Annotated in this window: 25 protein-coding genes and 1 pseudogene; 19 read left to right on the top strand and 7 right to left on the bottom strand. The window is 51.4% G+C overall.

What is annotated here, in order from left to right:
- Positions 1-8: 8 nt before the first annotated feature.
- On the bottom strand, positions 9-899 hold the full coding sequence (locus IB222_RS05480; RefSeq protein ID WP_003826023.1) for a LysR family transcriptional regulator: 891 nt from the start codon (positions 897-899) through the stop codon (positions 9-11).
- A gap of 98 nt (positions 900-997) precedes the next feature.
- On the opposite strand from IB222_RS05480, the gene IB222_RS05475 reads away from it, so the two are divergent.
- Positions 998-1,600 (top strand): short chain dehydrogenase, encoded by a 603-nt coding sequence (locus tag IB222_RS05475; RefSeq protein WP_149385107.1) that lies wholly within the window; start codon positions 998-1,000, stop codon positions 1,598-1,600.
- 56 nt (positions 1,601-1,656) lie between these two features.
- Here the strand turns inward: IB222_RS05475 and IB222_RS05470 are convergent, their stop codons facing one another.
- Positions 1,657-3,831, bottom strand: a complete 2,175-nt coding sequence (locus IB222_RS05470; protein WP_149281771.1) for an extracellular solute-binding protein — start codon at positions 3,829-3,831, stop codon at positions 1,657-1,659.
- 336 nt (positions 3,832-4,167) lie between these two features.
- Here IB222_RS05470 and IB222_RS05465 point away from each other — a divergent pair, with 336 nt between their 5' ends.
- The 9 genes from IB222_RS05465 to csiR all read left to right on the top strand — a co-directional run bounded on the left by IB222_RS05465 (position 4,168) and on the right by csiR (position 14,549).
- Positions 4,168-4,992 (top strand): MBL fold metallo-hydrolase, encoded by an 825-nt coding sequence (locus IB222_RS05465; protein WP_043017296.1) that lies wholly within the window; start codon positions 4,168-4,170, stop codon positions 4,990-4,992.
- Between the two features lie 11 nt (positions 4,993-5,003).
- Positions 5,004-6,239, top strand: a complete 1,236-nt coding sequence (locus IB222_RS05460) for an MFS transporter (RefSeq protein WP_043017297.1) — start codon at positions 5,004-5,006, stop codon at positions 6,237-6,239.
- 31 nt (positions 6,240-6,270) lie between these two features.
- Entirely contained in the window at positions 6,271-6,984 is a 714-nt protein-coding gene (locus IB222_RS05455; protein ID WP_123268103.1) for an MgtC/SapB family protein, read from the top strand.
- A 240-nt stretch (positions 6,985-7,224) separates the two neighbouring features.
- Entirely contained in the window at positions 7,225-8,202 is a 978-nt protein-coding gene (gene glaH / locus IB222_RS05450) for a glutarate dioxygenase GlaH (RefSeq protein WP_149385108.1), read from the top strand.
- Positions 8,203-8,219: 17 nt separating this feature from the next.
- Positions 8,220-9,488: an L-2-hydroxyglutarate oxidase gene (lhgO, locus tag IB222_RS05445; RefSeq protein ID WP_149385109.1), complete on the top strand. Its 1,269-nt coding sequence runs from the start codon at positions 8,220-8,222 to the stop codon at positions 9,486-9,488.
- A 23-nt stretch (positions 9,489-9,511) separates the two neighbouring features.
- Positions 9,512-10,960, top strand: a complete 1,449-nt coding sequence (gene gabD / locus IB222_RS05440; protein WP_149385110.1) for an NADP-dependent succinate-semialdehyde dehydrogenase — start codon at positions 9,512-9,514, stop codon at positions 10,958-10,960.
- A 25-nt stretch (positions 10,961-10,985) separates the two neighbouring features.
- Positions 10,986-12,269 carry a 4-aminobutyrate--2-oxoglutarate transaminase gene (gene gabT, locus IB222_RS05435; RefSeq protein WP_149385111.1) on the top strand — a complete coding sequence of 428 codons (1,284 nt, stop codon included), beginning with the start codon at positions 10,986-10,988 and terminating at the stop codon, positions 12,267-12,269.
- A gap of 147 nt (positions 12,270-12,416) precedes the next feature.
- Positions 12,417-13,817, top strand: a complete 1,401-nt coding sequence (gabP, locus tag IB222_RS05430) for a GABA permease (protein ID WP_032944690.1) — start codon at positions 12,417-12,419, stop codon at positions 13,815-13,817.
- A 45-nt stretch (positions 13,818-13,862) separates the two neighbouring features.
- On the top strand, positions 13,863-14,549 hold the full coding sequence (gene csiR / locus IB222_RS05425; RefSeq protein WP_148361574.1) for a DNA-binding transcriptional regulator CsiR: 687 nt from the start codon (positions 13,863-13,865) through the stop codon (positions 14,547-14,549).
- Positions 14,550-14,561: 12 nt separating this feature from the next.
- On the opposite strand, the gene lysM is transcribed toward csiR, so the two are convergent.
- The gene (lysM, locus tag IB222_RS05420; RefSeq protein WP_003037241.1) at positions 14,562-15,011 is read right to left on the bottom strand and encodes a peptidoglycan-binding protein LysM; all 450 of its coding nucleotides are present in this window, start codon (positions 15,009-15,011) and stop codon (positions 14,562-14,564) included.
- 95 nt (positions 15,012-15,106) lie between these two features.
- Positions 15,107-15,265 carry a YqaE/Pmp3 family membrane protein gene (locus IB222_RS05415; RefSeq protein ID WP_003037242.1) on the bottom strand — a complete coding sequence of 53 codons (159 nt, stop codon included), beginning with the start codon at positions 15,263-15,265 and terminating at the stop codon, positions 15,107-15,109.
- A 184-nt stretch (positions 15,266-15,449) separates the two neighbouring features.
- On the opposite strand from IB222_RS05415, the gene IB222_RS05410 reads away from it, so the two are divergent.
- The 3 genes from IB222_RS05410 (at position 15,450) to IB222_RS05400 (ending at position 16,556) form a co-directional block, all read left to right on the top strand.
- Complete coding sequence (locus IB222_RS05410) at positions 15,450-15,749, top strand: metalloregulator ArsR/SmtB family transcription factor (protein ID WP_003037247.1); 300 nt, start codon at positions 15,450-15,452, stop codon at positions 15,747-15,749.
- 9 nt (positions 15,750-15,758) lie between these two features.
- On the top strand, positions 15,759-16,286 hold the full coding sequence (locus IB222_RS05405) for a rhodanese family protein (protein WP_126317519.1): 528 nt from the start codon (positions 15,759-15,761) through the stop codon (positions 16,284-16,286).
- 90 nt (positions 16,287-16,376) lie between these two features.
- Positions 16,377-16,556, top strand: coding sequence for a hypothetical protein (locus tag IB222_RS05400; protein WP_003825999.1), 180 nt, complete (start codon positions 16,377-16,379; stop codon positions 16,554-16,556).
- Between the two features lie 36 nt (positions 16,557-16,592).
- Here IB222_RS05400 and stpA read toward each other — a convergent pair whose 3' ends face one another.
- A complete protein-coding gene (gene stpA / locus IB222_RS05395) occupies positions 16,593-16,994 on the bottom strand; it encodes a DNA-binding protein StpA (RefSeq protein WP_148361573.1) in 402 nt (133 codons plus the stop codon).
- Positions 16,995-17,551: 557 nt separating this feature from the next.
- On the opposite strand from stpA, the gene alaE reads away from it, so the two are divergent.
- Positions 17,552-18,001 carry an L-alanine exporter AlaE gene (gene alaE / locus IB222_RS05390; protein WP_003037259.1) on the top strand — a complete coding sequence of 150 codons (450 nt, stop codon included), beginning with the start codon at positions 17,552-17,554 and terminating at the stop codon, positions 17,999-18,001.
- Positions 18,002-18,037: 36 nt separating this feature from the next.
- Here alaE and IB222_RS05385 read toward each other — a convergent pair whose 3' ends face one another.
- Positions 18,038-18,388, bottom strand: coding sequence for a DUF2002 family protein (locus tag IB222_RS05385; RefSeq protein WP_061068432.1), 351 nt, complete (start codon positions 18,386-18,388; stop codon positions 18,038-18,040).
- A 123-nt stretch (positions 18,389-18,511) separates the two neighbouring features.
- Positions 18,512-19,846, bottom strand: a complete 1,335-nt coding sequence (locus IB222_RS05380) for a PLP-dependent aminotransferase family protein (RefSeq protein ID WP_148361571.1) — start codon at positions 19,844-19,846, stop codon at positions 18,512-18,514.
- 90 nt (positions 19,847-19,936) lie between these two features.
- Here IB222_RS05380 and IB222_RS05375 point away from each other — a divergent pair, with 90 nt between their 5' ends.
- The 5 genes and pseudogenes from IB222_RS05375 to IB222_RS05355 all read left to right on the top strand — a co-directional run bounded on the left by IB222_RS05375 (position 19,937) and on the right by IB222_RS05355 (position 23,143).
- Positions 19,937-20,368: a carboxymuconolactone decarboxylase family protein gene (locus IB222_RS05375; protein ID WP_148361570.1), complete on the top strand. Its 432-nt coding sequence runs from the start codon at positions 19,937-19,939 to the stop codon at positions 20,366-20,368.
- A 280-nt stretch (positions 20,369-20,648) separates the two neighbouring features.
- Complete coding sequence (nrdH, locus tag IB222_RS05370) at positions 20,649-20,894, top strand: glutaredoxin-like protein NrdH (RefSeq protein WP_048236625.1); 246 nt, start codon at positions 20,649-20,651, stop codon at positions 20,892-20,894.
- Complete coding sequence (gene nrdI, locus IB222_RS05365; protein ID WP_149385112.1) at positions 20,891-21,301, top strand: class Ib ribonucleoside-diphosphate reductase assembly flavoprotein NrdI; 411 nt, start codon at positions 20,891-20,893, stop codon at positions 21,299-21,301. Before nrdH ends, nrdI begins: the two co-directional genes overlap by 4 nt.
- Positions 21,274-22,071, top strand: a pseudogene (locus IB222_RS05360) (ribonucleotide reductase N-terminal alpha domain-containing protein); the annotation flags it as partial. The gene nrdI and the pseudogene IB222_RS05360, both read left to right, overlap by 28 nt.
- Positions 22,072-22,138: 67 nt before the next feature.
- Positions 22,139-23,143, top strand: coding sequence for an IS110-like element IS4321 family transposase (locus IB222_RS05355; RefSeq protein WP_000427623.1), 1,005 nt, complete (start codon positions 22,139-22,141; stop codon positions 23,141-23,143).
- Positions 23,144-23,205: the final 62 nt, after the last annotated feature.

The raw sequence follows: 23,205 nt of genomic DNA, 5'->3' as shown, positions 1-23,205 counted from the left end.
TTTCATCTTCAGCGCAAACTTCGCGTTCCTTCCAGCAGGTGCTCAACAAACCGTGTCAGCTTAGGCAACGGACGCAAATCCTGTCGCCACAGCAAATGAATTGGCCGCGGCTGCGGCGTAAACCCTTCCAGGATCCGAATCAATTTCCCCGTAGCCAGTTCTTGCGCCAGCAGCACCTCAGGTTGCAATAACAGCCCAGCCCCCGCTACCGCCGCCATACGCAGGCCATGACCATCGTTACAACGCAGGATCGCATCGCGCTTCCATCTGACCTCCCCCGTCACGCCAGGCAGTATCCACTCGTTGCGAGCCGTCCACACGGTATGGGACAGGCACAGATGATCCACCAGATCTGCGGGCGTCCGGGGGGTGCCATGGCGGGCAAGATAATCTGGCGAAGCACAAATTGCCATACGGTAGGGACACAGGTATTTCGCCACCACGTCTGTCTGATGGATATCGCCAATGCGGATCGCCAGATCGACACCTTCATTCACCAGATCAACCATCCGGTTGGTGAGATCCAGTTCAATACGCACCTCTGGCCAGGTCTGTAAAAACGCAGCGGCCAGCGGCGAGATCACGCAAGCGCCAAAAGAAGTGGGCGCGCTAATGCGCAGCGTCCCCGCAGGTGCCAGCCGCAGACGTTCTACTGAACGTTCGGCTATCGATACCTGCTCCAGCACACGACGGGCTTCTTCAAAATAGACACGTCCGGCATCGGTCAGACTCTGGCGGCGCGTATTGCGCTCCAGCAAACGCGTGCCGAGCTGCGCTTCCAGTTGGGTGATATATTTTCCCACCATCACCGCAGACATCTCGAGCCTCGTCGCCGCAGAAGTAAAGCTCCCACTCTCCACCACGGCGACAAACGTTTCCATGCCGCGCAGTTTATCCATATTACAAACCCCTGGTTAGTAATCATCTAACTTTTAGCCAGTTTATCCGATTCCAATTTCATTAAAGAATAGCGGCTCACACTATTGCGGAGGTGGTTATGAAAATCGTCATTATTGGTGCCAGTGGTACAGTGGGTCGCGCAGTTACAGAAGCATTGAGCCGTAAACATGAGGTGGTCCGCGTGGGTCGCACTCAGGGGGATTACCAGGTCGATATCACCTCGCAGGAGAGTGTCCAGGCCTTGTTTGAAAAAGTCGGTCGGGTAGATGCGATCGTTTCCGCCACCGGCAATCTGTTCTTTGGGCCGCTGTCGACAATGACCGACCAAGACTTTAACCAGGGGCTTCAGGATAAACTATTAGGCCAGATTCGTCTGGCATTAACCGGGCAGCATTTCCTGAATGATGGCGGCTCGATAACGTTAATTAGCGGCATTATCGCCCACGAACCCATCGCCCAGGGGACAAACGCCGCAACGATTAATGCCGGGCTGGAAGGATTTGTTCGCGCCGCTGCCTGTGAGCTAGGCCATGGTCAACGCATTAACCTGATAAGTCCAACCGTGCTGAGTGAATCCGCCGAAGCTTACGACAGTTTCTTCCCGGGCTTTGAAAGCGTGCCCGCCACCACCGTCGCCAACGCCTACCGCCGCAGTGTGGAAGGCATCCAGACCGGGCGTATTTATAAAGTCGGTTACTGATAAAAGCATTACCTTGCCTCTTACATCATCAGTAAGAGGCAAGCCGCTGCCTATTTTCAGGCACCCGTTTCGTTTCTTATTCGCGCATTGATATATTCCACGGCCTGAGTGACATCCATAATGCCGTTAATTGCATTCGTCACACCTTGCCCGATGATAATCTCTGCCTGCCGCAGGTTGAAAGGTTCACCTTTACTTCCCTCAGACTCCCTTATTCCCGTCATGCCTTTTTCATTCAATAAATTAAACCACGGGTAGAGATTGAGAACGTTTTGATCGTGACATATTCCAGACCAGGCGCTATTTCCTCCCAGCAAAACCAGATGGCGCGCAATTTCATCGGAATAAAGCCAATGAAAGAACTGCTCAACCTGTTTTTTCTTTTTACTGTAGCGGGACATTCCAATGGAACCGCCCCCCAATTGTGGAAGTTGCCCCGGAACGGGAGCATAGCCAATAGTGGGCGCTATGGCCGTATGCGCCACATCGTTAAACAAATTGAGATACATGATCAGCATGGCAAGATTTCCACGCTCAAACTGTTTTACCGCGTCACTCCACCACTCACCGGGCAAATTCACGGCGATAGAAAGCTGTTGTAGATATTGTTCGAGTGCAGTTGCGGCAAGTGAAGGCTCGAGTTGTACCGGCTCGCCTTCACGCACCAAACGCCCACCGAGTGCGTAGTAACGCAGCAGATACTCGGTAGCAATAAGCCCCGAGCTTCCCAGCGTCACCGCTGTTCCCATCGGGCGCTGCCTGTTTTCTGGCTGATGTATTTGACTAAAGAAAGCCGCTATCTCATCAAATTGCGCAAAGCTTTCTGGCAGCGTTAACTCTTTTCCCGTTGCTTCATAAAACATCCGTTTAATCGTCGCGTCTTCAAACAGATCTCGTCGATAAAACAGAAGCTGCATACTGGCATCGAAGGGTATTGCCCATGCCGTCCCATTCACCATGCTGAAGTGGTGTTGAATTTGCTCAGAGAAATTTTCCAACAGCAACGGAAGCTCAGAAGAGACGGATTCCAGCGGCAATAATACTTTCTCTGCAAACCAGGGAAAACACGCCATATCGATTCGCAGTAAATCGTAATAAGGATGTAGATGAAGATGGGAGAGGATTTCAAAAACTTCATCATAGGGATAAACCGCCAGATTAACCTTAATACCGGTCTGGCGATAAAAGTGGGGTAACAGTTTCTTCAACGCATCAGTCGAAGGACTCGGTAAAATTAACATATTCAGCGTCGCCTCTGTTTCAGGCGGCGGCACGTACTGACCATTCCAGGAAAAACCGCAATTCGTCAGAATACGATGCTTTTCTTTACTTTTGGGCAGGCGAATACTGGAGGCAATAGTTGTCCCCAAGCGACCATAATCCATCTGGTAGCTTGTGATCCCGTCGAAGGATGCAGGGAGATTATCACTCAGTTGCAATATCGGCGGGCAGGACTGGGAGCTTCCAAACCAGGCTGCTTGCGTCAGTGCTCGCGTTCTCTCAGAGTCCTGGACAATAAACAGATCGGGAATTGCCCCGCGAAAAAAGTCAAAAGCGACGGTGTTAGCTTCACTGGCATGTGCAGGTAAAATCGTTAGCTTCGTATGCGGACTTAATTCCCGGCAGGTTTCCTGTATCGCCTGAGTAAAGCTCGCGCTATGAGAAAATTCCAGACGTTCGCAGAAAATACCAATATGGCCCGGCTGCTGCGCCAGCGCCCTCCTCGCTATTTCTTCGCCTGCAGTCACATAGTCAAGACTAAAATAACAAACTGCGCCGACAGGCTGGCGATATGCAAACAGAATATTTTCTGGGGAGAGCCTGAGCAAGTCGTAATAGGGCTGACTGTCATTCAGGCAACTGACCGAGACAACTGCCTGGTAAGACTTTGCCGCCAGCGTTTGCAGAATCTCCAGCTCAAGATTGGGCAGATCGTTGGTCAGGTAAAGATCAATTGGTTCGCTTAATGAAGGCTGCCAAACCTGATGCAATCCCCGATAGAGTTGAAAGTACTGTTCGGCATTGATGTCAGGCAGAATCAATGCCACTCCCTGACTTTTGCTGGCTCTTAACGATTGCGCCTGCGCATTCAACTGATAGCCAACTTCTCGGGCTGCACGTTGAACCGCTTCAATCTTCTCGACGCTTACGTTCCCTCTGCCATTGAGCACATTCGAGACAGTCCCATGCGACACACCGGCAATTCTTGCTATGTCTTTGATAGTTGGCATTTTTACATCCTTCCCCTAATGCTTTGATGCTAGCACGGCGCTCATTAGGAAACTATCTTCAGCACTTAAATTTGAACGTTACAATATTAAAAAGTGCATTTTATAAACATGTCATCATAAAAGACTGACGCTATTGATAGACTCCCTTCATAATATAAAAACATTAACATAATGAAATATAAGTATAAATTTTATAATATTTGAAGATGATCACTTCTGAAGCAAAAGATCGTTGTTCATATAAAACGCCGGAATCATAATTGACACGTTCCAATTACGTTTTATTGCATTAACGCCTAAAAAAACAACAATTGCATTTGTCATTAAGAGGGAAACATGAAGATTCATTTTCTGGGAACCGCTGCATCTGAAGGGATCCCCAATCCTTTTTGCCGTTGTGAGCACTGCCAGCAAGCCCGCATTCGTAAAGGCAAAGACTTGCGCACACACTCTTCAGCGATTATCGACGATGAACTGCTAATTGACGTGGCACCTGAATTCAGCCAACAACTGCTGCGAGATGGCCTGGACGCAACAGAGATCAGATCGCTATTGTTCACACATACTCATCCCGATCATTTCAACGTCGGCGATCTTTTTAGCCGGATGGAAGGGTATGGATTCGAAATTACTCATCCACTGCACATTTTTGGTAACGACCGTGCAATTAACGGTGCCGCTGAAGTGCTGCCAGGCTACAGCGCTGAAAGATTTGCTTTTCATTGCCTGGTTCCCTTCGTGACCGTTGAAACTCGCGGATACCGCATCACTCCGCTGCTGGCTAACCATGCCAAGTGGGAGCTTTGTTATACCTGGTTTATCGAAAAAGAAGGCCAGTCAATTTTCTACGGACATGATTCAGGCTGGTTTCCTGAGCTCACATGGCAGTGGCTGAAAGGGAAAAAAATCGATCTGGCTGTCCTGGAATGCACCTACGGTTTTAATGGTGATAATCGTACGAATAACCACATGAGCCTGGAAACCGTCTTCGCCGCCAGAGATAGGCTTGCGGAACTCGGTTGCCTTGAGAAAAATAGCCAACTTATCGTCTCGCATATTTCACACAGCGGAGGTCTGCTGCACGACGATCTCGTTGCGGCATGCGATAAAGAAAACATTCTTGTCGCCTGGGACGGGCTTAACCTGAGCATCAACCAATAAGGATATTCAATATGGACCTTAATAAAACACCACGCCTGTTGATTATGATGTTCATACAATATTTCATGCAGGGTGCCTGGAATATGACCATGGGGCTGGTATTGAGCACCTATGGTATGGCGACAATTATTGGCTCATCCTATGCTTTGCTTGGCCTGGCGACTATTCTTTCCCCGCTATTTATTGGCATGGTCGCCGACCGCTTTTTTTCGTCACAAAAAGTCATGGCGATCCTGCATTTAATTAATGCTGGTGTACTGTTGTTTGTTCCGCAATTTATTGAGGCACAAAACACAGGTATGACGTTAACCATGATTTTCCTTGTTGGTCTGCTGTTTTATCCTACAACTGCGCTGGCGAACAGTATCAGTTTCAGCCACATTAACGGGGTAAAATACTTCCCATTTATTCGTGTATTCGGCACATTTGGCTTTATGGTCATCGGCTTTATCATTGGTGAAATGGGTTATTCTGGAAATACCATCACCTGGTATATTGCGTCGGCTTCCGGTGTCGTTCTCGGCCTGTACTGTTTTACGTTGCCAAATACCCCACCGAAAGCAAAAGGAAGCGTGTTTACGCTTCGCGATCTGTTGTGTCTGGATGCTCTGGCGCTTTTCAAAGACCGCAGTTTCTCGGTTTTGATGCTCAGTATTTTTGTCCTGATGATCCCCAAAACGGCTTATTCCGCCTATATCCCGGTTTTTTTAAAAGCGCTTGGATTCGATAACGCCGCCTCAATGATGCAGGTTGGCATCGCCTGTGAAGTCATTTTCATGTTCCTGCTGTCGTTCTTCTTACTAAAAGCTGGCTTCAAAATCACACTGATGTTAGGCGCAGTTTGCTGGATTATCCGCACACTATTATTTGCTAATGCCTCGCTGGATGCCAACATGATGTTTGTGCTGATCGGCCTGATGTTACAAGGGTTCTGCTGGGACTTTTTCTTTACCGTGGGCGACATTTATGTTGACCGTAAAGCAGCGCCAGAGATTAAAGCACAAGCCCAAAGCCTGCGATTTATCGTCTCCAACGGCGTTGGTCTGCTATTTGCCTCCACCGTATGCGGGCAAATCTTTAACAACACCGTGACGGAACAAGGTCCAGAGGCGTTACCACAATGGGAGACATTCTGGCTAGTTTCAGCAGGCGTTGCCGCAGTGGTCAGCGTATTCTTCCTGATTTTCTTCCGGGACGATATTTCGAAACGCAAAACGGACCTCACATTGAAAAAAGCAAACTCCTGATCGTTAAAGACTCTCTCATTAAGGTAATTGCATGAATAATCTGGCCGCCATCATCAATGAGCAAGGATTGTTGCCTTTAACTACGATCATCAAAATCAGCATTGCATTTATTCTGGGTGGCATTATTGGCCTGGAAAGAGAATCGAAAGGGAAACCGGTCGGCTTCAAAACCTGCGTTATTTTATCCGTAGCCAGCTGTGTGTTAACTGTCGTATCAATACAATCTGCTGAATACTATGCTGAAATTTCGATGAATATCCGTAGCGATCCTATGCGCCTGGCGGCTCAGATTATCAGCGGCGTTGGTTTTCTCGGTGCGGGAGTCATTCTGCACCGACACGACGATGCTATCTCTGGGCTCACTACTGCGGCAATTGTCTGGGCATCTGCAGGGGTGGGAATCACCTGCGGAGCCGGATTTTATTTTCATGCAGTTTTTGCCACGGCTTTATTTTTATTAGCGATCAAACTAAGCCCATTCATTATTTTCTTACAGACCAGAAACCAGTTTCCCGGAAAAGTTAAAGTGCGGGTTATTCTTGATGAACGAGACGCTCTCGAAAGTCTGATAACCCGCATTCATCAACAGAAAAACATTATCGAAAACATCACGATCAGGGATATCAAGAAGGGCAAAATTGAGGTCAATCTCAAAATCGTAATTCGTCAAAAGATGACCTTGCCCGACTTATACCACGATCTGACCCATGTGGATCACGTCTGCGCCATCGCCCTGGAACACTAATACACCTTATCTTCCTCTTTAAAATCAGGGGTTTTCACCCCTGAAATAGCCACTCTGTATCCAACCAGCCCCTAAATCCTCACCATTCGTAATGTTAAATAATTGTTGCCTTTGATCACAAATAATAAACAAACAAGCTCATTCTGTGCGCGTTTTTCAAAAATGTAGATATTTTTAATTTATGGCTACGAAACGAGCTGCGCCATATCTCCCTGACAATCTACTGAGAGGAACGATTTGATGAACGCACTGACTGCCGTAAAACCGAATGCTGAAGATCCTGCCCAGCACTACAGCGGTTTCACGCTGAAACCATCAGCCCAATCCCCACGCCTGCTGGAGCTGACTTTTTCTGCTGAGACCACTGAGCAATTTCTGCAGGTCGTCGCGCAGTGGCCGGTTCAGGCGCTGGAATACAAATCCTTCTTGCGCTTCAAAGTGGGCAAGATCCTCGACGACCTGTGCGGCAATCAGTTACAGCCCCTGCTGCTGAAAACCCTGCTCGATCGTGCCGAAGGCGCACTGCTAATCAATGCCGTTGGCGTAGACGACGTGGCGCAGGCGGAAGAGATGGTCAAGCTGGCCACGGCGGTAGCGCACCTCATCGGACGCTCTAATTTTGATGCGATGAGCGGTCAATATTACGCTCGTTTTGTGGTGAAAAACGTCGATAACTCAGACAGCTATCTGCGCCAGCCTCACCGAGTGATGGAATTGCACAACGACGGAACCTACCTCGAAGAAATCACCGATTACGTGCTGATGATGAAGATCGACGAGCAGAACATGACCGGCGGTAACTCGCTGCTACTGCACCTCGACGACTGGGAGCATCTGGAGCAGTACTTTACCCATCCTCTGGCGCGTCGCGCCATGCGCTTTGCCGCACCGCCAAGCAAAAACGTCAGTCAGGAAGTGTTCCATCCGGTATTTGACGTTGACCAGCAGGGCCGCCCGGTAATGCGCTACATCGACCAGTTCGTCCAGCCAAAAGACTATGAAGAAGGCGTCTGGCTGAGTGACCTGTCCGATGCGCTGGAAACCAGCAAGGGCATTATTTCCGTTCCGGTTTCAGTAGGTAAATTCCTGCTGATCAACAACCTGTTCTGGCTGCACGGTCGCGATCGTTTCACTTCGCATCCGGACCTGCGCCGCGAACTGATGCGCCAGCGTGGTTATTTCGCGTACGCAACCAACCACTACCAGACCCATCAGTAAGCGCGAAGGAAAAGCGGATGTATGATTTTGTGATTATTGGCGGCGGCATTATCGGCATGTCGACCGCCATGCAACTGATTGATGTCTATCCGGACGCCAAAATCGCGCTGCTGGAAAAAGAGTCCGGCCCGGCCTGTCACCAGACGGGCCACAACAGCGGCGTCATTCATGCCGGGGTCTATTACACCCCCGGCAGCCTGAAGGCACAGTTTTGCCTGGCCGGAAATCGCGCCACAAAAGCCTTTTGCGACCAAAACGGCATCCGCTACGACGTCTGCGGAAAAATGCTGGTTGCCACCTCCTCACTTGAAATGGAGCGCATGCGCGCGCTATGGGATCGCACCGCCGCTAACGGTCTGGAGCGCGAATGGCTGAATGCGCAGGAACTTCGCGAGCGTGAACCCAATATCACCGGACTGGGCGGCATTTTTGTCCCGTCGAGCGGGATTGTCAGCTACCGCGAAGTCACCGCCGCGATGGCGAAAATTTTCCAGGCCAAAGGCGGGGAGATTATTTACAACGCCGAGGTCAGCGCGCTGAAAGAGCATGCTGCGGGCGTGATTGTCCGTACCCGTCAGGGCCAGGAATATGAAGGCGCGACGCTGATTAGCTGTTCTGGCCTGATGGCGGACCGACTGGTAAAAATGCTCGGCGTTGAACCTGGCTTTATCATCTGTCCGTTCCGGGGCGAATATTTCCGCCTGGCGCCAGAACATAATCAGATAGTTAACCATTTGATCTACCCCATCCCCGATCCGGCGATGCCGTTTCTCGGCGTTCATCTGACCCGGATGATTGACGGCAGCGTCACCGTCGGCCCCAACGCGGTACTGGCATTTAAACGTGAAGGCTACCGTAAACGTGACTTCTCGCTCAGCGATACGCTGGAGATCCTCGGCTCTTCTGGTATTCGCCGCGTGCTGCAAAACAACCTGCGCTCAGGGCTTGGTGAAATGAAGAATTCGCTGTGCAAAAGCGGTTATCTGCGGCTGGTACAAAAGTACTGCCCGAGCCTGACGCTCAAGGATCTGCAACCGTGGCCTGCGGGCGTACGGGCACAGGCGGTATCACCTGATGGCAAGCTTATCGACGATTTTCTGTTTGTCACCACGCCACGCTCAATTCACACCTGTAACGCCCCTTCTCCGGCGGCAACGTCGGCGATCCCTATCGGCGCACATATTGTCAGCAAAGTTCATGCGCTGCTGGAGAACCAGAGTAATCCCGGACATACGCTGCGTGCGGCACGTAGCGTGGAAACATTACACGCCGCATTCACCCGTTAACACGATTTAGACAGGAAGCAATTATGCAACTTAACGATCCAACCTTATTTCGCCAGCAGGCACTGATCGACGGCAACTGGCGTGACGCCAACAGCGGCGAGACCCTCGCGGTGACCAACCCCGCCAACGGTCAGCAATTGGGTAGCGTACCGAAAATGGGGGCAGATGAAACCCGCGAAGCGATTAACGCCGCTAACCGCGCCCTCCCCGCCTGGCGTGCGCTGACCGCCAAAGAGCGGGCCAACATCCTGCGTTGCTGGTTCAACCTGATGATTGAGCATCAGGACGATCTCGCCCGCCTGATGACCCTGGAACAGGGTAAACCGCTGGCGGAGGCCAAAGGCGAAATCACCTATGCCGCCTCATTTATTGAGTGGTTTGCCGAAGAGGGCAAACGCATCTATGGCGATACGATCCCTGGGCATCAGGCTGATAAACGCCTGATCGTCATCAAACAGCCAATCGGCGTTACCGCCGCGATTACGCCGTGGAACTTCCCCTCAGCGATGATCACCCGTAAAGCCGGTCCGGCGCTGGCAGCTGGCTGTACGATGGTGCTTAAACCCGCCAGCCAGACCCCTTACTCCGCACTGGCGCTGGCAGAACTGGCTAATCGCGCCGGGATCCCGGCAGGCGTTTTCAGCGTAGTGACCGGTTCTGCAAGCGAGGTTGGTAACGAGCTGACCGGCAACCCGCTGGTGCGCAAGCTGTCATTTACCGGCTCGACCGAAATCGGCCGTCAGTTAATGCAGCAGTGCGCCAAAGACATCAAAAAAGTATCGCTGGAGCTGGGCGGCAATGCGCCGTTTATCGTCTTTGACGATGCCGATCTTGATAAAGCCGTGGAGGGCGCGCTGGCATCGAAGTTCCGTAACGCCGGGCAAACCTGCGTCTGCGCCAATCGCCTGTACGTGCAGGACGGCGTGTATGAGCGTTTTGCCGAAAAACTCCAGCAGGCGGTGAGCAAGCTGCATCTCGGCGATGGTCTGCAACCTGACGTCACCACCGGACCGCTGATCGACGAGAAAGCGGTTGCCAAAGTGCAGGAACACATCGCCGATGCTCTGGATAAAGGCGCACGCATTATCGCGGGCGGTAAACCTCACGCGCTCGGCGGTAACTTCTTCCAGCCCACCATCCTGGTGGATGTGCCAGATAACGCGAAGGTCGCCAAAGAAGAAACGTTCGGCCCGCTCGCTCCGCTGTTTCGTTTTAAAGACGAAGCTGACGTCATCGCTCAGGCCAACGACACCGAGTTTGGTCTGGCCGCCTATTTCTACGCCCGTGATTTAAGCCGCGTCTTCCGCGTTGGCGAAGCGCTGGAGTACGGCATCGTCGGGATTAACACCGGCATTATCTCCAACGAAGTCGCCCCGTTTGGGGGGATAAAAGCCTCCGGTCTTGGCCGTGAAGGATCGAAATACGGCATCGAAGACTACTTAGAAATCAAATATATGTGCATCGGCCTTTAATAAAACAAATACTGGAGAACACCTGATGAGCACCAACAAAGAACTCATGCAACGTCGCAGCAACGCCGTTCCCCGTGGCGTAGGACAGATCCACCCTATTTTTGCCGAGCGGGCAGAAAACTGTCGGGTTTGGGACGTTGAAGGCCGTGAATTCCTCGACTTTGCTGGCGGTATTGCGGTGCTGAACACCGGTCACCTGCATCCGCAGATCGTCTCTGCGGTAGAAGCGCAGTTGAAAAAGCTGTCTCATACCTGTTTCCAGGTGCTGGCCTATGAGCCGTACCTGGAGCTGTGTGAAATCATGAATAAGAAAGTGCCGGGTGATTTCGCCAAGAAAACCCTGCTGGTGACCACCGGTTCTGAAGCGGTAGAAAACGCGGTGAAAATCGCCCGCGCCGCCACCAAGCGTACGGGGACTATCGCCTTTAGCGGCGCTTACCACGGTCGTACCCACTACACCCTGTCACTGACCGGGAAAGTCAATCCGTACTCCGCCGGAATGGGGCTGATGCCGGGCCACGTGTATCGTGCGCTTTATCCTTGCCCGCTGCACGGCATCAGTGAAGATGATGCTATCGCCAGCATTCACCGCATTTTCAAAAACGATGCCGCGCCAGAAGACGTCGCCGCCATCGTGATTGAACCCGTTCAGGGCGAAGGCGGCTTTTACGCGGCCTCTCCTTCCTTTATGCAACAGCTGCGCGCCATTTGTGACGAACACGGGATCATGCTGATTGCGGATGAAGTACAGAGCGGTGCGGGCCGCACCGGTACGCTGTTTGCCATGGAGCAGATGGGCGTTGCGCCCGATCTCACCACCTTCGCCAAATCCATCGCCGGAGGCTTCCCGCTGGCAGGCGTGACCGGACGCGCCGAAGTCATGGATGCAATCCCACCGGGTGGTCTGGGCGGTACCTATGCCGGTAACCCAATTGCCTGTGCCGCCGCGCTGGCGGTACTGAACATTTTCGAACAGGAAAATCTGCTGCAAAAAGCCAACGAGCTGGGACAAACCCTGCGCGAAGGCCTGCTGGCTATCGCGGAAACCCATCGTGAGATTGGCGACGTACGCGGGCTGGGCGCGATGATTGCTATCGAACTGTTCGAAGATGGCGATCGCACGAAACCAGACGCCAAACTGACTGCGGAAGTAGTGGCGCGTGCACGTGAGAAAGGACTGATCCTGCTCTCCTGCGGACCTTACTACAACGTGCTGCGCATTCTTGTCCCGCTGACCATTGAAGATGCGCAAATCCGCCAGGGGCTGGACATTATCGCCCAGTGTTTTGCCGAGGCAAAGCAGGGTTAAACCCCCGAATAAAAACGTGAAATTGTAGGCCGGATAAAGCGCAAGCGCTGCCATCCGGCAATGTTGTGATGCCCGGTGGCGCTACGCTTACCGGGCCTACGGGTAAGGTGCAGGAAGCGACGTCAATAACAATAACGAGGTTTAAAGATGGGGCAAGTGTCACAATCACATGATTTAGGGGGCGGGCTGAAATCACGCCACGTCACCATGCTGTCTATTGCCGGGGTAATCGGCGCAAGTTTGTTCGTCGGTTCAAGTGTGGCGATTGCAGAAGCCGGTCCCGCAGTATTATTAGCCTATCTGTTCGCCGGATTGCTGGTGGTGATGATTATGCGCATGCTGGCCGAAATGGCCGTTGCCACCCCGGATACCGGTTCTTTTTCCACTTACGCCGATAAGGCCATTGGCCCGTGGGCGGGTTACACCATCGGCTGGTTGTACTGGTGGTTCTGGGTGTTAGTTATCCCTCTGGAAGCGAATATTGCCGCCATCATTCTGCACTCCTGGGTACCGGGCATTCCTATCTGGCTGTTTTCTCTGGTTATCACGCTGGCGTTAACCGGCAGTAACTTGCTGAGCGTTAAAAATTACGGTGAATTCGAGTTCTGGCTGGCGCTGTGCAAAGTGGTTGCCATTCTGGCGTTTATTACCCTCGGTGCGGCGGCGATTAGCGGTTTCTACCCTTATGCCGAAGTTAGCGGAGTTTCACGCCTGTGGGATCAGGGCGGCTTTATGCCCAACGGTTTTGGCGCCGTGATCAGCGCGATGTTAATCACCATGTTCTCCTTTATGGGCGCGGAGATAGTTACCATCGCCGCCGCCGAATCCGATACCCCGGATAAACATATCGTTCGCGCCACCAACTCGGTTATCTGGCGTATCTCTATCTTCTATCTGTGCTCTATTTTTGTGGTGGTGGCGCTGATCCCGTGGAATATGCCGGGCCTGAAAGAAGTCGGTTCTTACCGCTCGGTGCTGGAGCTACTGCATATCCCGCACGCGAAATTGATCATGGACTGCGTCATTTTACTGTCGGTGACCAGCTGTCTTAACTCCGCGCTGTATACGTCATCGCGTATGCTCTACTCCCTGAGCCGCCGTGGCGATGCCCCCGCCTTTATGGGTAAAACGAACCGCAGCAAAACGCCTTATGTGGCGGTTTTACTGTCGACAGGTGCCGCGTTCCTCACCGTCATCGTCAATTATTACGCCCCGGCCAAGGTATTTAAATTCCTGATCGACAGCTCCGGTGCTATCGCGCTGCTGGTGTATCTGGTCATTGCCGTTTCTCAACTGCGGATGCGCAAAATCCTGCTGGCGCGAGGCGGTGAAATTAAACTGAAAATGTGGCTCTATCCGTGGCTAACCTGGCTGGTCATCGCGTTTATTATCTTTGTGCTGGTGGTCATGCTGTTTCGCCCAGCACAACAACTGGAAGTTATCTCTACCGGGTTGTTAGCCATAGGAATTATTTGCACCGTGCCCATTATGTCGCGCTGGAAAAAACTGCTATCGTGGCAAAAAGCACCATTGCAAAATACGCATTAAACCTGTTCCCGGCGCAGGCCGGGAAATCCTTTCAGGAGTATGACCATGACCGCCATTCCCCAACCGACGGCCATTGATGGATACCGCTGGCTGAAGAACGACATCATCCGCGGTGTGTATCAGCCTGATGAAAAACTGCGTATGAGCCTGCTAACCTCACGCTATGAGCTAGGTGTGGGACCGCTGCGCGAAGCGCTTTCGCAGTTAGTTGCCGAGCGGTTAGTGACGGTGGTTAATCAGAAAGGGTATCGTGTCGCCCCGATGTCAGAGCAGGAGTTGCTCGATATTTTCGATGCCCGCGCCAATATGGAAGCCATGTTGGTCGCACTGGCCATTGAACGCGGCGACGACGCCTGGGAAGCTGAAATTCTGGCGCGCGCACATATGCTCAGTAAGCTTGAAGCCATTGACGCCAGCGAACAGATGCTCGACGAGTGGGATCAGCGCCATCAGGCGTTTCACTCGGCGATTGTCGCCGGCTGTGGTTCACAATATCTGCTGCAAATGCGTGAACGGCTGTTCTCTCTGGCGGCGCGCTACCGGTTTATCTGGCTGCGTAAAACGGTGCTGTCGGTTGAAATGCTGGAAGACAAACACGATCAGCACAAGACGCTGACCGAAGCGATTCTGGCACGTGATGCCGCGCACGCCAGCGAATTAATGCGCCAGCACTTGCTGACGCCGATTCCGATAATTCAACAGGCTATGTCCGGTAAATTGCTGACGCAATAAGCCTGAATAATATTACTGTTCCGGAATACGTAAAACCTGCCCAGGATAGATTTTATCCGGGCTTTTCAGCATTGGTTTATTCGCTTCAAATATCTGGTTATACAGGTTGGCATTACCGTAAACCTGTTTAGCAATAGCGCTCAGGGTATCCCCAGATTTCACGGTATAAAACTGGCTTTCGCTCGCGGGTGCAGAGGTTTTAACCTGATCATCTACGCTGGCAATACCGGAGATATTACCAATCGCGATCAGAATTTTTTCTTTCGCCTCCTGACTTAATCCATCGCCAGAAACAGTGGCTTTGCCTTCGTTAATTTGCACATCCACTTTATCCGCATCAGGGATGCCTGTTTTGTTCAGGTGTTCCTGCACTTTTTTTGCCAGATCGGCTGTGTCATGGTTTCCAGTGACCGCATCCCACAGTTTTTCACCCGCATCTTTTACAAAATTGAAGAGTCCCATATCCACCTCGGTAATTAACAATCAACACCCAAAAGTGTAGCAGAGGAGAAAGGGGCACAAAGAAAACGGCGCCAAAGCGCCGTAGTAGAAAGGAATTAGTTACGCGTCTGTATCCAGAAGGCATGGATCAAACCTGGGATGTAGCCCAGCAGCGTCAGAACGATATTGAGGATAAATGCCCAACCGAATCCCTTCCCCAGCAGTACGCCAAGCGGGGGCAGAATAATAGTAAAAACGATTCTCCAGAAACCCATACACACTCCCTACAAGCAAAAAATTAATCATTGTTTAAAAAGAGATTTTATCTCTAAGCGTAGCCATTCTACCCAACTCTGCCAGCATTCCGCGGCTGTTTTACCCTCCTTTACGCTCTTTACGCTGGCGTACGTTGGTTGTTTATTTTAGAATATGCTTAATTTAGATTATGCTTAAATACATATGACTGAACTTGAACAACTCCAGGCCAGCGCTGAACAGGCTGCCGCCCTGCTAAAAGCGATGAGTAACCCGAAACGGTTGCTGATTTTGTGCATGCTCTGCGGTTCGCCCGGTACCAGCGCCGGCGAATTAGCCCGTGTTACCGGCCTTAGCCCTTCCGCCACATCCCAGCATCTGGCGCGTATGCGTGAAGAAGGTCTGATAGAAAGCCAGCGCGATGCCCAGCGCATCCTCTACTCCATTAAAAATGCGGCCGTGAATTCGCTGATCGCCACATTAAAAACACTGTATTGCCCATAAGGAGCCATCATGACTATTGGGACGATTTCCCCGCGCGAGGCGCAGACACTGGTCGCGCAGGGTGCAAAACTGATTGATATCCGCGATGCTGACGAGTATCTGCACGAGCATATTCCTGAGGCACATCTGGCGCCGTTACCCACGCTTGAGCAGGGATCGCTGCCTGCGAATTTACGCGCAGAGCAGGTGATTTTTCACTGCCAGTCAGGCAAACGTACACAAAATGCGGCAACAAAACTGAGCGCCATTGCCGCACCCGCGCAGGTCTGGTTGCTGGAAGGTGGAATTGACGGCTGGAAGGCCGCAGGGTTGCCGGTGGCGAAAGACAGTTCACAACCGTTACCGCTGATGCGTCAGGTGCAGATAGCCGCAGGCAGCCTTGCCCTACTCGGCGTTATTCTGGGCTATAGCGTTAGCAGCGCCTTCTTCCTGCTGAGCGGTTTTGTAGGCGCCGGGCTGATTCTCGCTGGCATGACCGGCTTTTGCGGTATGGCGCGATTACTGGACATCATGCCCTGGAACCGACGTACTCATTAAGCGGTAATCATTGAAACAGCACTGTACCCGCCGGTTGACGTGATCTATGGTGAGTTCTGCGATAAATGATAAATAAAGGAGCGCAACAATATGTTTAAACCTGGCGATCTGGTTCAACCGCGTATGGGCGGTCCAAAACTGAAGGTTGTTGAAGTCAATGACGATCAAATTGTGGCGGTACAAGCCAGTAATGAAAGCGGTGATAAATTCACGCTGAAAGCAGCTGATGTCACGCGATATACCGAAGAGGGTGATTTCGGCGTTTGCTGAAAATAAGCGGTGAGGATCTCCTCACCGCCTTCGCAATTAGATCAAAAAGTCATCAAGAGATTTACCGGCAGCCAGCGCCTGGGCAATTGGCTTCGGTGTGCGACCTTGCCCGGTCCATGTTTTCGTTTCACCATTGAGATCGATAAAACGATATTTCGCCGGGCGCGGTTGGCGTTTTTTAACTGAACGTGCCGTCGCAGGTGTTATGCTCAGCAGCTCCTCCGGGCTGATCCCGTCTGCCTGCATCTGCGCCAGCAAGGCATTAATTTTTGCCTGCTGTTCTGCACGTTGGCGCTGTAGCTGTTCTTCTTCATCGCGCCGTTCTTTGGTCACTTCCCTGAATTTTTCAAGCATATCTTCCAGTACATCAACGGAAAATTCACGAGCCATTGCACGCAGCGAGCGGATATTATTTAAGTTTTTTAACATTGAACTCATATTAACAAAACCTCTTTAACGTAAAACATAAAAACGGTATTACGCTAAATATTGTATGCAACTGATTATTATATTTCCAGTCTAATTTATTCGTTTATCATTAAACAAATAGCCAACTCTGATATTTATAGCATCCATTCTGCTATCGCCCAGACAATATATTCTATTACCCTGATTGCAGCTTTGAATATACCTGCAAGGTATCTCAGCGCGCCACTTAAGAAACAAGCCACAGCATCTCGTGGAACCAACGAGTATACATATTGCACATCAGTCAACATTCAGAAAAGGAGCGCAAAAAATTCAGAAAAACAAGCAACAATAACTCTTTGATCTAAAAAGACTTTAATTAATACAGCAACGAAAATACCAAAACGAACAAAAAACAAACCATTGCAGAGCATTTTATCGACAAAAAGACAATAAATAAAAATTTTCAGCTAGTTGCTAGTTATTATCCAGGCAGATATCCTATTAAAACGCGAAAGCAGCAAGACAAATCACTAGCAGTTAAGGTATTCAAAACCTTTTTTCCCCTTTTTACAAGGAGCATTAACATGTTCTCTCCGCAGTCACGCTTGCGTCATGCAGTAGCAGACACGTTCGCGATGGTTGTTTATTGTTCTGTCGTGAACATGTTGATCGAAATATTCCTTTCTGGAATGAGCTTCGAACAGTCGCTGTATTCCAGATTAGTCGCTATCCCTGTCAACATACTGATCGCGTGGCCATACGGCATGTATCGTGATTTGTTCATGCGCGCGGCCCGTAAAGCCACGCAGGCAGGATGGGCAAAAAATCTGGCGGATGTGCTGGCTTATGTCACCTTCCAGTCGCCGGTGTATGTGATTATTCTGCTGACGGTTGGCGCAGACTGGCATCAGATTACAGCTGCAGTAAGTTCGAACATCGTGGTGTCAATGCTGATGGGCGCTGTCTATGGCTACTTTCTTGATTATTGCCGCCGCTTGTTTAAGGTCAGCAGCTATCATCAGGCTAAAGCCTGACACGCTTCTTCGCGACTGGCACTGCCAGTCGCGTTATTAGTTTGAACTAACGTCGCCAAACAGCCCGCTCAGATAACGTTCAAGCGCAATACGCGAGCTAAAGCCGTGCGGAATACCATAATGCTCATGAGTCTCTCCGGCTAAATACAGCGGGAATTGCTGGTAATGATCGCAAGTTTTAATATCCGTTGCCGGTTCCGCCAGCGAAGAGCTACGTTCTTTCAACGTGGGATGGATAATTAATGCGGTACGTCCCATGCGAGCTTCACGATTAACATACACATAATTTTCGCCACGCCGATAGCCGTACGTTTTCTGCGTCACTACATCAACGGTAAAGCCCACTTTTTCAAGTACGCGCGCCACCTCATCAGGTCGTAAATACATATTATTTTCCTCGTTATCTTTTACTGCGGGCTTACCTTACCTGATTCAGCATTAGCAACGCTTTCAGAAAAGTCCATAAACGAGTGAACACGATGAGACAAATATCTTAAGAACCGTACAGATTTATGTCAGCGCCAACCGCAGTTGATACGCCGCCTGTTGCGCCATTTCCGCCGAGCTGATATTGGTAAATGACAGCAATATTCCTCCCTTTCCTGCTGAAGTCATTCGCCAGCGGCTTAACGCCTGAACCGCCAGCCCAGCCTGATTCGCTTTGCGCACTAGCGCAATATCATCTCCGTCGACACTCATCACCAGTTGAATCCCACCTTCCTGAGGAATAACGCTAAATCCTTGTTCGGTCAGAGCATTTTCCATCCATTGACGTCGCAGAGCATAATGCTGGCGCATACGTTTTAAGTGCCGCCAGAAGTGGCCATCTTGCATAAAATCTGCCAGCGTTTGCTGCCATAAAACCGGAACGCTACAGGCCGTTAGCGCCGCCTGCTGACGAAAATATTCTACCTGAGTCGGGGGCACCACCAGCCACGCCGTGCGCAAAGCCGGAAACATCGATTTGCTGAACGTTCCGGCATAAATCACCCGCTGGGGCGCATCCAGACTTTTTAGCGGCGGCAACGGTTTGCCGTGGTAGCGAAATTCACTGTCATAGTCATCTTCGATTACCCACGCCTGCGCGCGAGTCGCCCACTCCAGCAACTGGTGGCGACGGTCTAATGACAGGGCCACACCCAGCGGACTTTGATGTGCGGGAGTGAGCAGTACAAAACGCGCCTGCGGGTAGTCGCGGATCCCGGCGCTGACATCCAGACCATCGGCATCCACCGCTACCGGCATCAACTTAATGCGTTCCTGAGCCACCACGGGCCGGATCAGCGGAAAACCGGGATCTTCGACCCACATTCCCTCACCGGGATGCGCCAGAGCGCGCAGGATTAACGTCATTGATGCCGCATAGCCTGAAGTGATAAAAATCTGTTCTGGCTGACATTCAATGCTGCGTGAAACACGCAGGTAATCAACAATTGCCTGGCGTAACACCCGTTCGCCACACACATCGCCCACCGCCAGATCAAAACGCGTTTGGGTGCGTATACGCCGTCCCATCACCCGCGCCCAGACCTCGCGTGGAAAAAGATCGAGTGCGGGTAATCCCATCTGAAAAGGTTGCGGTCTGGGATTTTCTCCGGCGAAGATGGCAGGAGATTCAGGCGCCCTTTCTGGTCGCAGTTGCTCACTGACGAACGTTCCTGCCTGTCCACGCCGCGCGAGCCAGCCCTGCGCCACCAGCTCTGCATAGGCATTTTCCACCGTCGAGCGTGATACTCCCAGCTCCTGGGCCCAGGTCCGGCTGGAGGGCAATCTGGTGCCAGGCTTGAGTTCGCCTTTCTCAATTGCGTTTTTTAACTGACGGGCGATTTGCTGATAACGTGGCATTTATGGTCTGCTTTTTTGGCAACAATATGGCCCTCTGTTGCAGTCCATTATAGTGCTACATTGCGGGTCATCCAAACGAGGAGAAATACCATGACAATGTTACGCCAGCCCTATTACGAACTCAGTCCTGAAATCTATAACGCTCTGGTTCAGGCAAGCCAAGCGCTGGAAAACTGCGCGCTGGAACCTACGTTGACGGAACTGATTTACCTGCGGGTCTCGCAAATCAACGGCTGCGCCTTTTGTCTGGAAATGCACAGTAAAGCACTGCGCAAATCCGGTGTTGCGCAGGCCAAACTGGACGCACTGGCAGGCTGGCGGGTGAGTCACCACTTCAGCGAGCAGGAACGTGCGGCGCTGGCGTGGGCCGAATCGCTCACCCAGATTGCCACTACTCACGCCGAAGATGACGTTTATCTGCCGCTGCTAGACCATTTCAGCGCGAAAGAAATTAGCGACCTGACATTTGCCATTAGCCTGATGAACTGCTTTAACCGTCTGGCGGTGGGGATGCGCATGTGATTCTGCGCTGCCGGATGGCGACATAAATGCCTTATCCGGCCCGGGAAGTACTTTCCTGTAGGCCGGATTAGACGCGACGCGTCGTCATCCGGCAACCTGCGATGGTACATATCACTTCCCCCGCCACGCTCATCACCCAGCTCATCATCAATCTAAAATTCCCATATCTTGTATGGTTGAATCTTTTTAAAACTACATCTAGTATCTCTCCTATCAGGACACACACAACCCGACGCCCTCTATCGCGCCGATCTTTTATTTTTAAATGGAAATACGAATCATGCGCATTATTATTTACACTCGCAATAACTGTGTTCAGTGCCACGCCACCAAACGGGCAATGGAAAGCCGTGGGTTTGACTTTGAGATGGTAAATGTCGATTTACAGCCCGATTTGGCTGATAGCCTGCGCGATCAGGGGTTTCGCCAGCTACCGGTCGTGGTCGCGGGTGAAACCAGTTGGTCAGGGTTTCGCCCGGACATGATCAACCGTCTGCATCCGGAACACCGTGTGGCCAGCGCATGAGTCAGCTCGTCTACTTCTCCAGCAGCTCCGAAAATACGCACCGCTTTATGCAGCGTCTGGGGCTGCCAGCCATCCGCATTCCGCTTAACGAACGCGAGCGGATCCGGGTAGACGAACCTTACCTATTAATCGTGCCGTCCTACGGCGGCGGCGGCACTGCTGGCGCGGTCCCAAGACAGGTGATCCGCTTTTTAAACGATACGCACAACCGGGCGTTAATCCGTGGAGTGATCGCCTCCGGCAATCGTAATTTCGGTGACGCCTACGGTCGCGCGGGTGATGTCATCTCACAAAAATGCGGCGTGCCGTGGCTCTATCGCTTTGAGCTGATGGGCACCCAAAGCGATATCGACAACGTTCGAAAAGGAGTGAGCGAATTTTGGCAACGACAACCGCAGAACGTGTAATGCAGCCAACGCTGGATTATCACGCCCTGAACGCCATGCTGAATCTGTACGATAAAGCCGGGCGCATTCAGTTCGACAAAGACCATCAGGCGGTGGAGGCTTTCTTTGCCGCCCACGTCCGCCCCAACTCGGTGGCGTTTGCCAGCCAGCAGGAGCGCCTGGAAAGGTTGGTGGATGAAGGCTATTACGATGCCAGCGTGTTAGCCCGCTACAATCGCGCGTTCGTGCTGAAGCTATTCGCTCACGCCCACGCCAGCGGATTCCGTTTCCAGACGTTCCTCGGCGCATGGAAGTTCTACACCAGCTATACGCTGAAAACGTTCGACGGTAAGCGCTATCTCGAAGACTTTGAGGATCGGGTCACAATGGTGGCGCTCACGCTGGCGCAGGGCGATGAAACGCTCGCGATGCAGCTGACCGATGAAATGCTTTCCGGGCGCTTTCAGCCCGCCACACCAACCTTTTTAAACTGCGGCAAACAGCAACGCGGCGAGCTGGTCTCCTGCTTCCTGTTGCGTATTGAAGACAACATGGAGTCTATTGGTCGGGCGGTCAACTCCGCACTTCAGCTCTCCAAACGCGGCGGCGGCGTGGCATTTTTGCTCTCCAACCTGCGCGAGGCTGGTGCGCCCATTAAACGCATTGAGAACCAGTCATCTGGGGTGATCCCGGTAATGAAAATGCTGGAAGATGCGTTTTCTTATGCGAATCAACTCGGGGCACGTCAGGGTGCGGGGGCGGTATATCTGCACGCACACCATCCGGATATTTAATGAGATGGTCACTCCCTCCTTCCCGGTACTATGCTGAGGACAGGCTTTCATTCGGAGAACTATCATGGAAAACATTGCGCTCATTGGTATCGATCTGGGTAAAAACTCTTTCCATATTCATTGCCAGGATCGTCGCGGGAAGGCTGTTTACCGTAAAAAATTTACCCGGCCAAAGTTGATCGAATTTTTGGCGACATGCCCCGCTACAACCATCGCAATGGAAGCCTGTGGCGGTTCTCACTTTATGGCACGCAAGTTGGAAGAGTTGGGGCATTCCCCAAAGCTGATATCACCACAATTTGTCCGCCCGTTCGTTAAAAGCAATAAAAACGACTTTGTCGACGCCGAAGCTATTTGTGAAGCTGCATCGCGTCCGTCTATGCGTTTTGTGCAGCCCAGAACGGAATCTCAGCAGGCAATGCGGGCTCTGCATCGTGTCCGTGAATCCCTGGTTCAGGATAAGGTAAAAACAACCAATCAAATGCATGCTTTTCTGCTGGAATTTGGCATTAGCGTTCCCCGAGGAGCTGCCGTTATTAGCCGACTGAGTACCATTCTTGAGGATAATAGTTTGCCTCTTTACCTCAGCCAGTTATTGCTGAAATTACAACAGCATTATCACTATCTTGTTGAGCAGATTAAAGATTTGGAATCCCAGTTGAAACGAAAGTTGGACGAAGATGAGGTTGGACAGCGCTTGCTGAGCATTCCCTGCGTCGGAACACTGACAGCGAGTACTATTTCAACTGAGATTGGCGACGGGAAGCAGTACGCCAGCAGCCGTGACTTTGCGGCGGCAACAGGGCTTGTACCTCGGCAGTACAGCACGGGAGGTAGGACGACATTGCTGGGAATTAGTAAGCGAGGTAATAAAAAGATCCGAACTTTGTTGGTTCAATGTGCCAGGGTATTCATACAAAAACTGGAACACCAGTCTGGCAAATTGGCCGATTGGGTCAGGGATTTACTGTGCCGGAAAAGCAACTTTGTCGTCACTTGTGCTCTGGCAAACAAGCTGGCCAGAATAGCCTGGGCCCTAACGGCACGACAGCAAACTTATGTAGCATAACGGCAGAAATACACCGGTTTAAAGAATTACTGATCTGGTTTTGCGAATACTGATATTGATGA

Origin of the sequence: Citrobacter sp. C13 (assembly GCF_014596815.2) — a bacterium.
GTDB classification, from domain to species: Bacteria; Pseudomonadota; Gammaproteobacteria; order Enterobacterales; family Enterobacteriaceae; genus Citrobacter; species Citrobacter portucalensis.
Note: the sequence above shows the minus strand (reverse complement) of the source record. Positions and strands in the feature narration are given on the sequence as shown.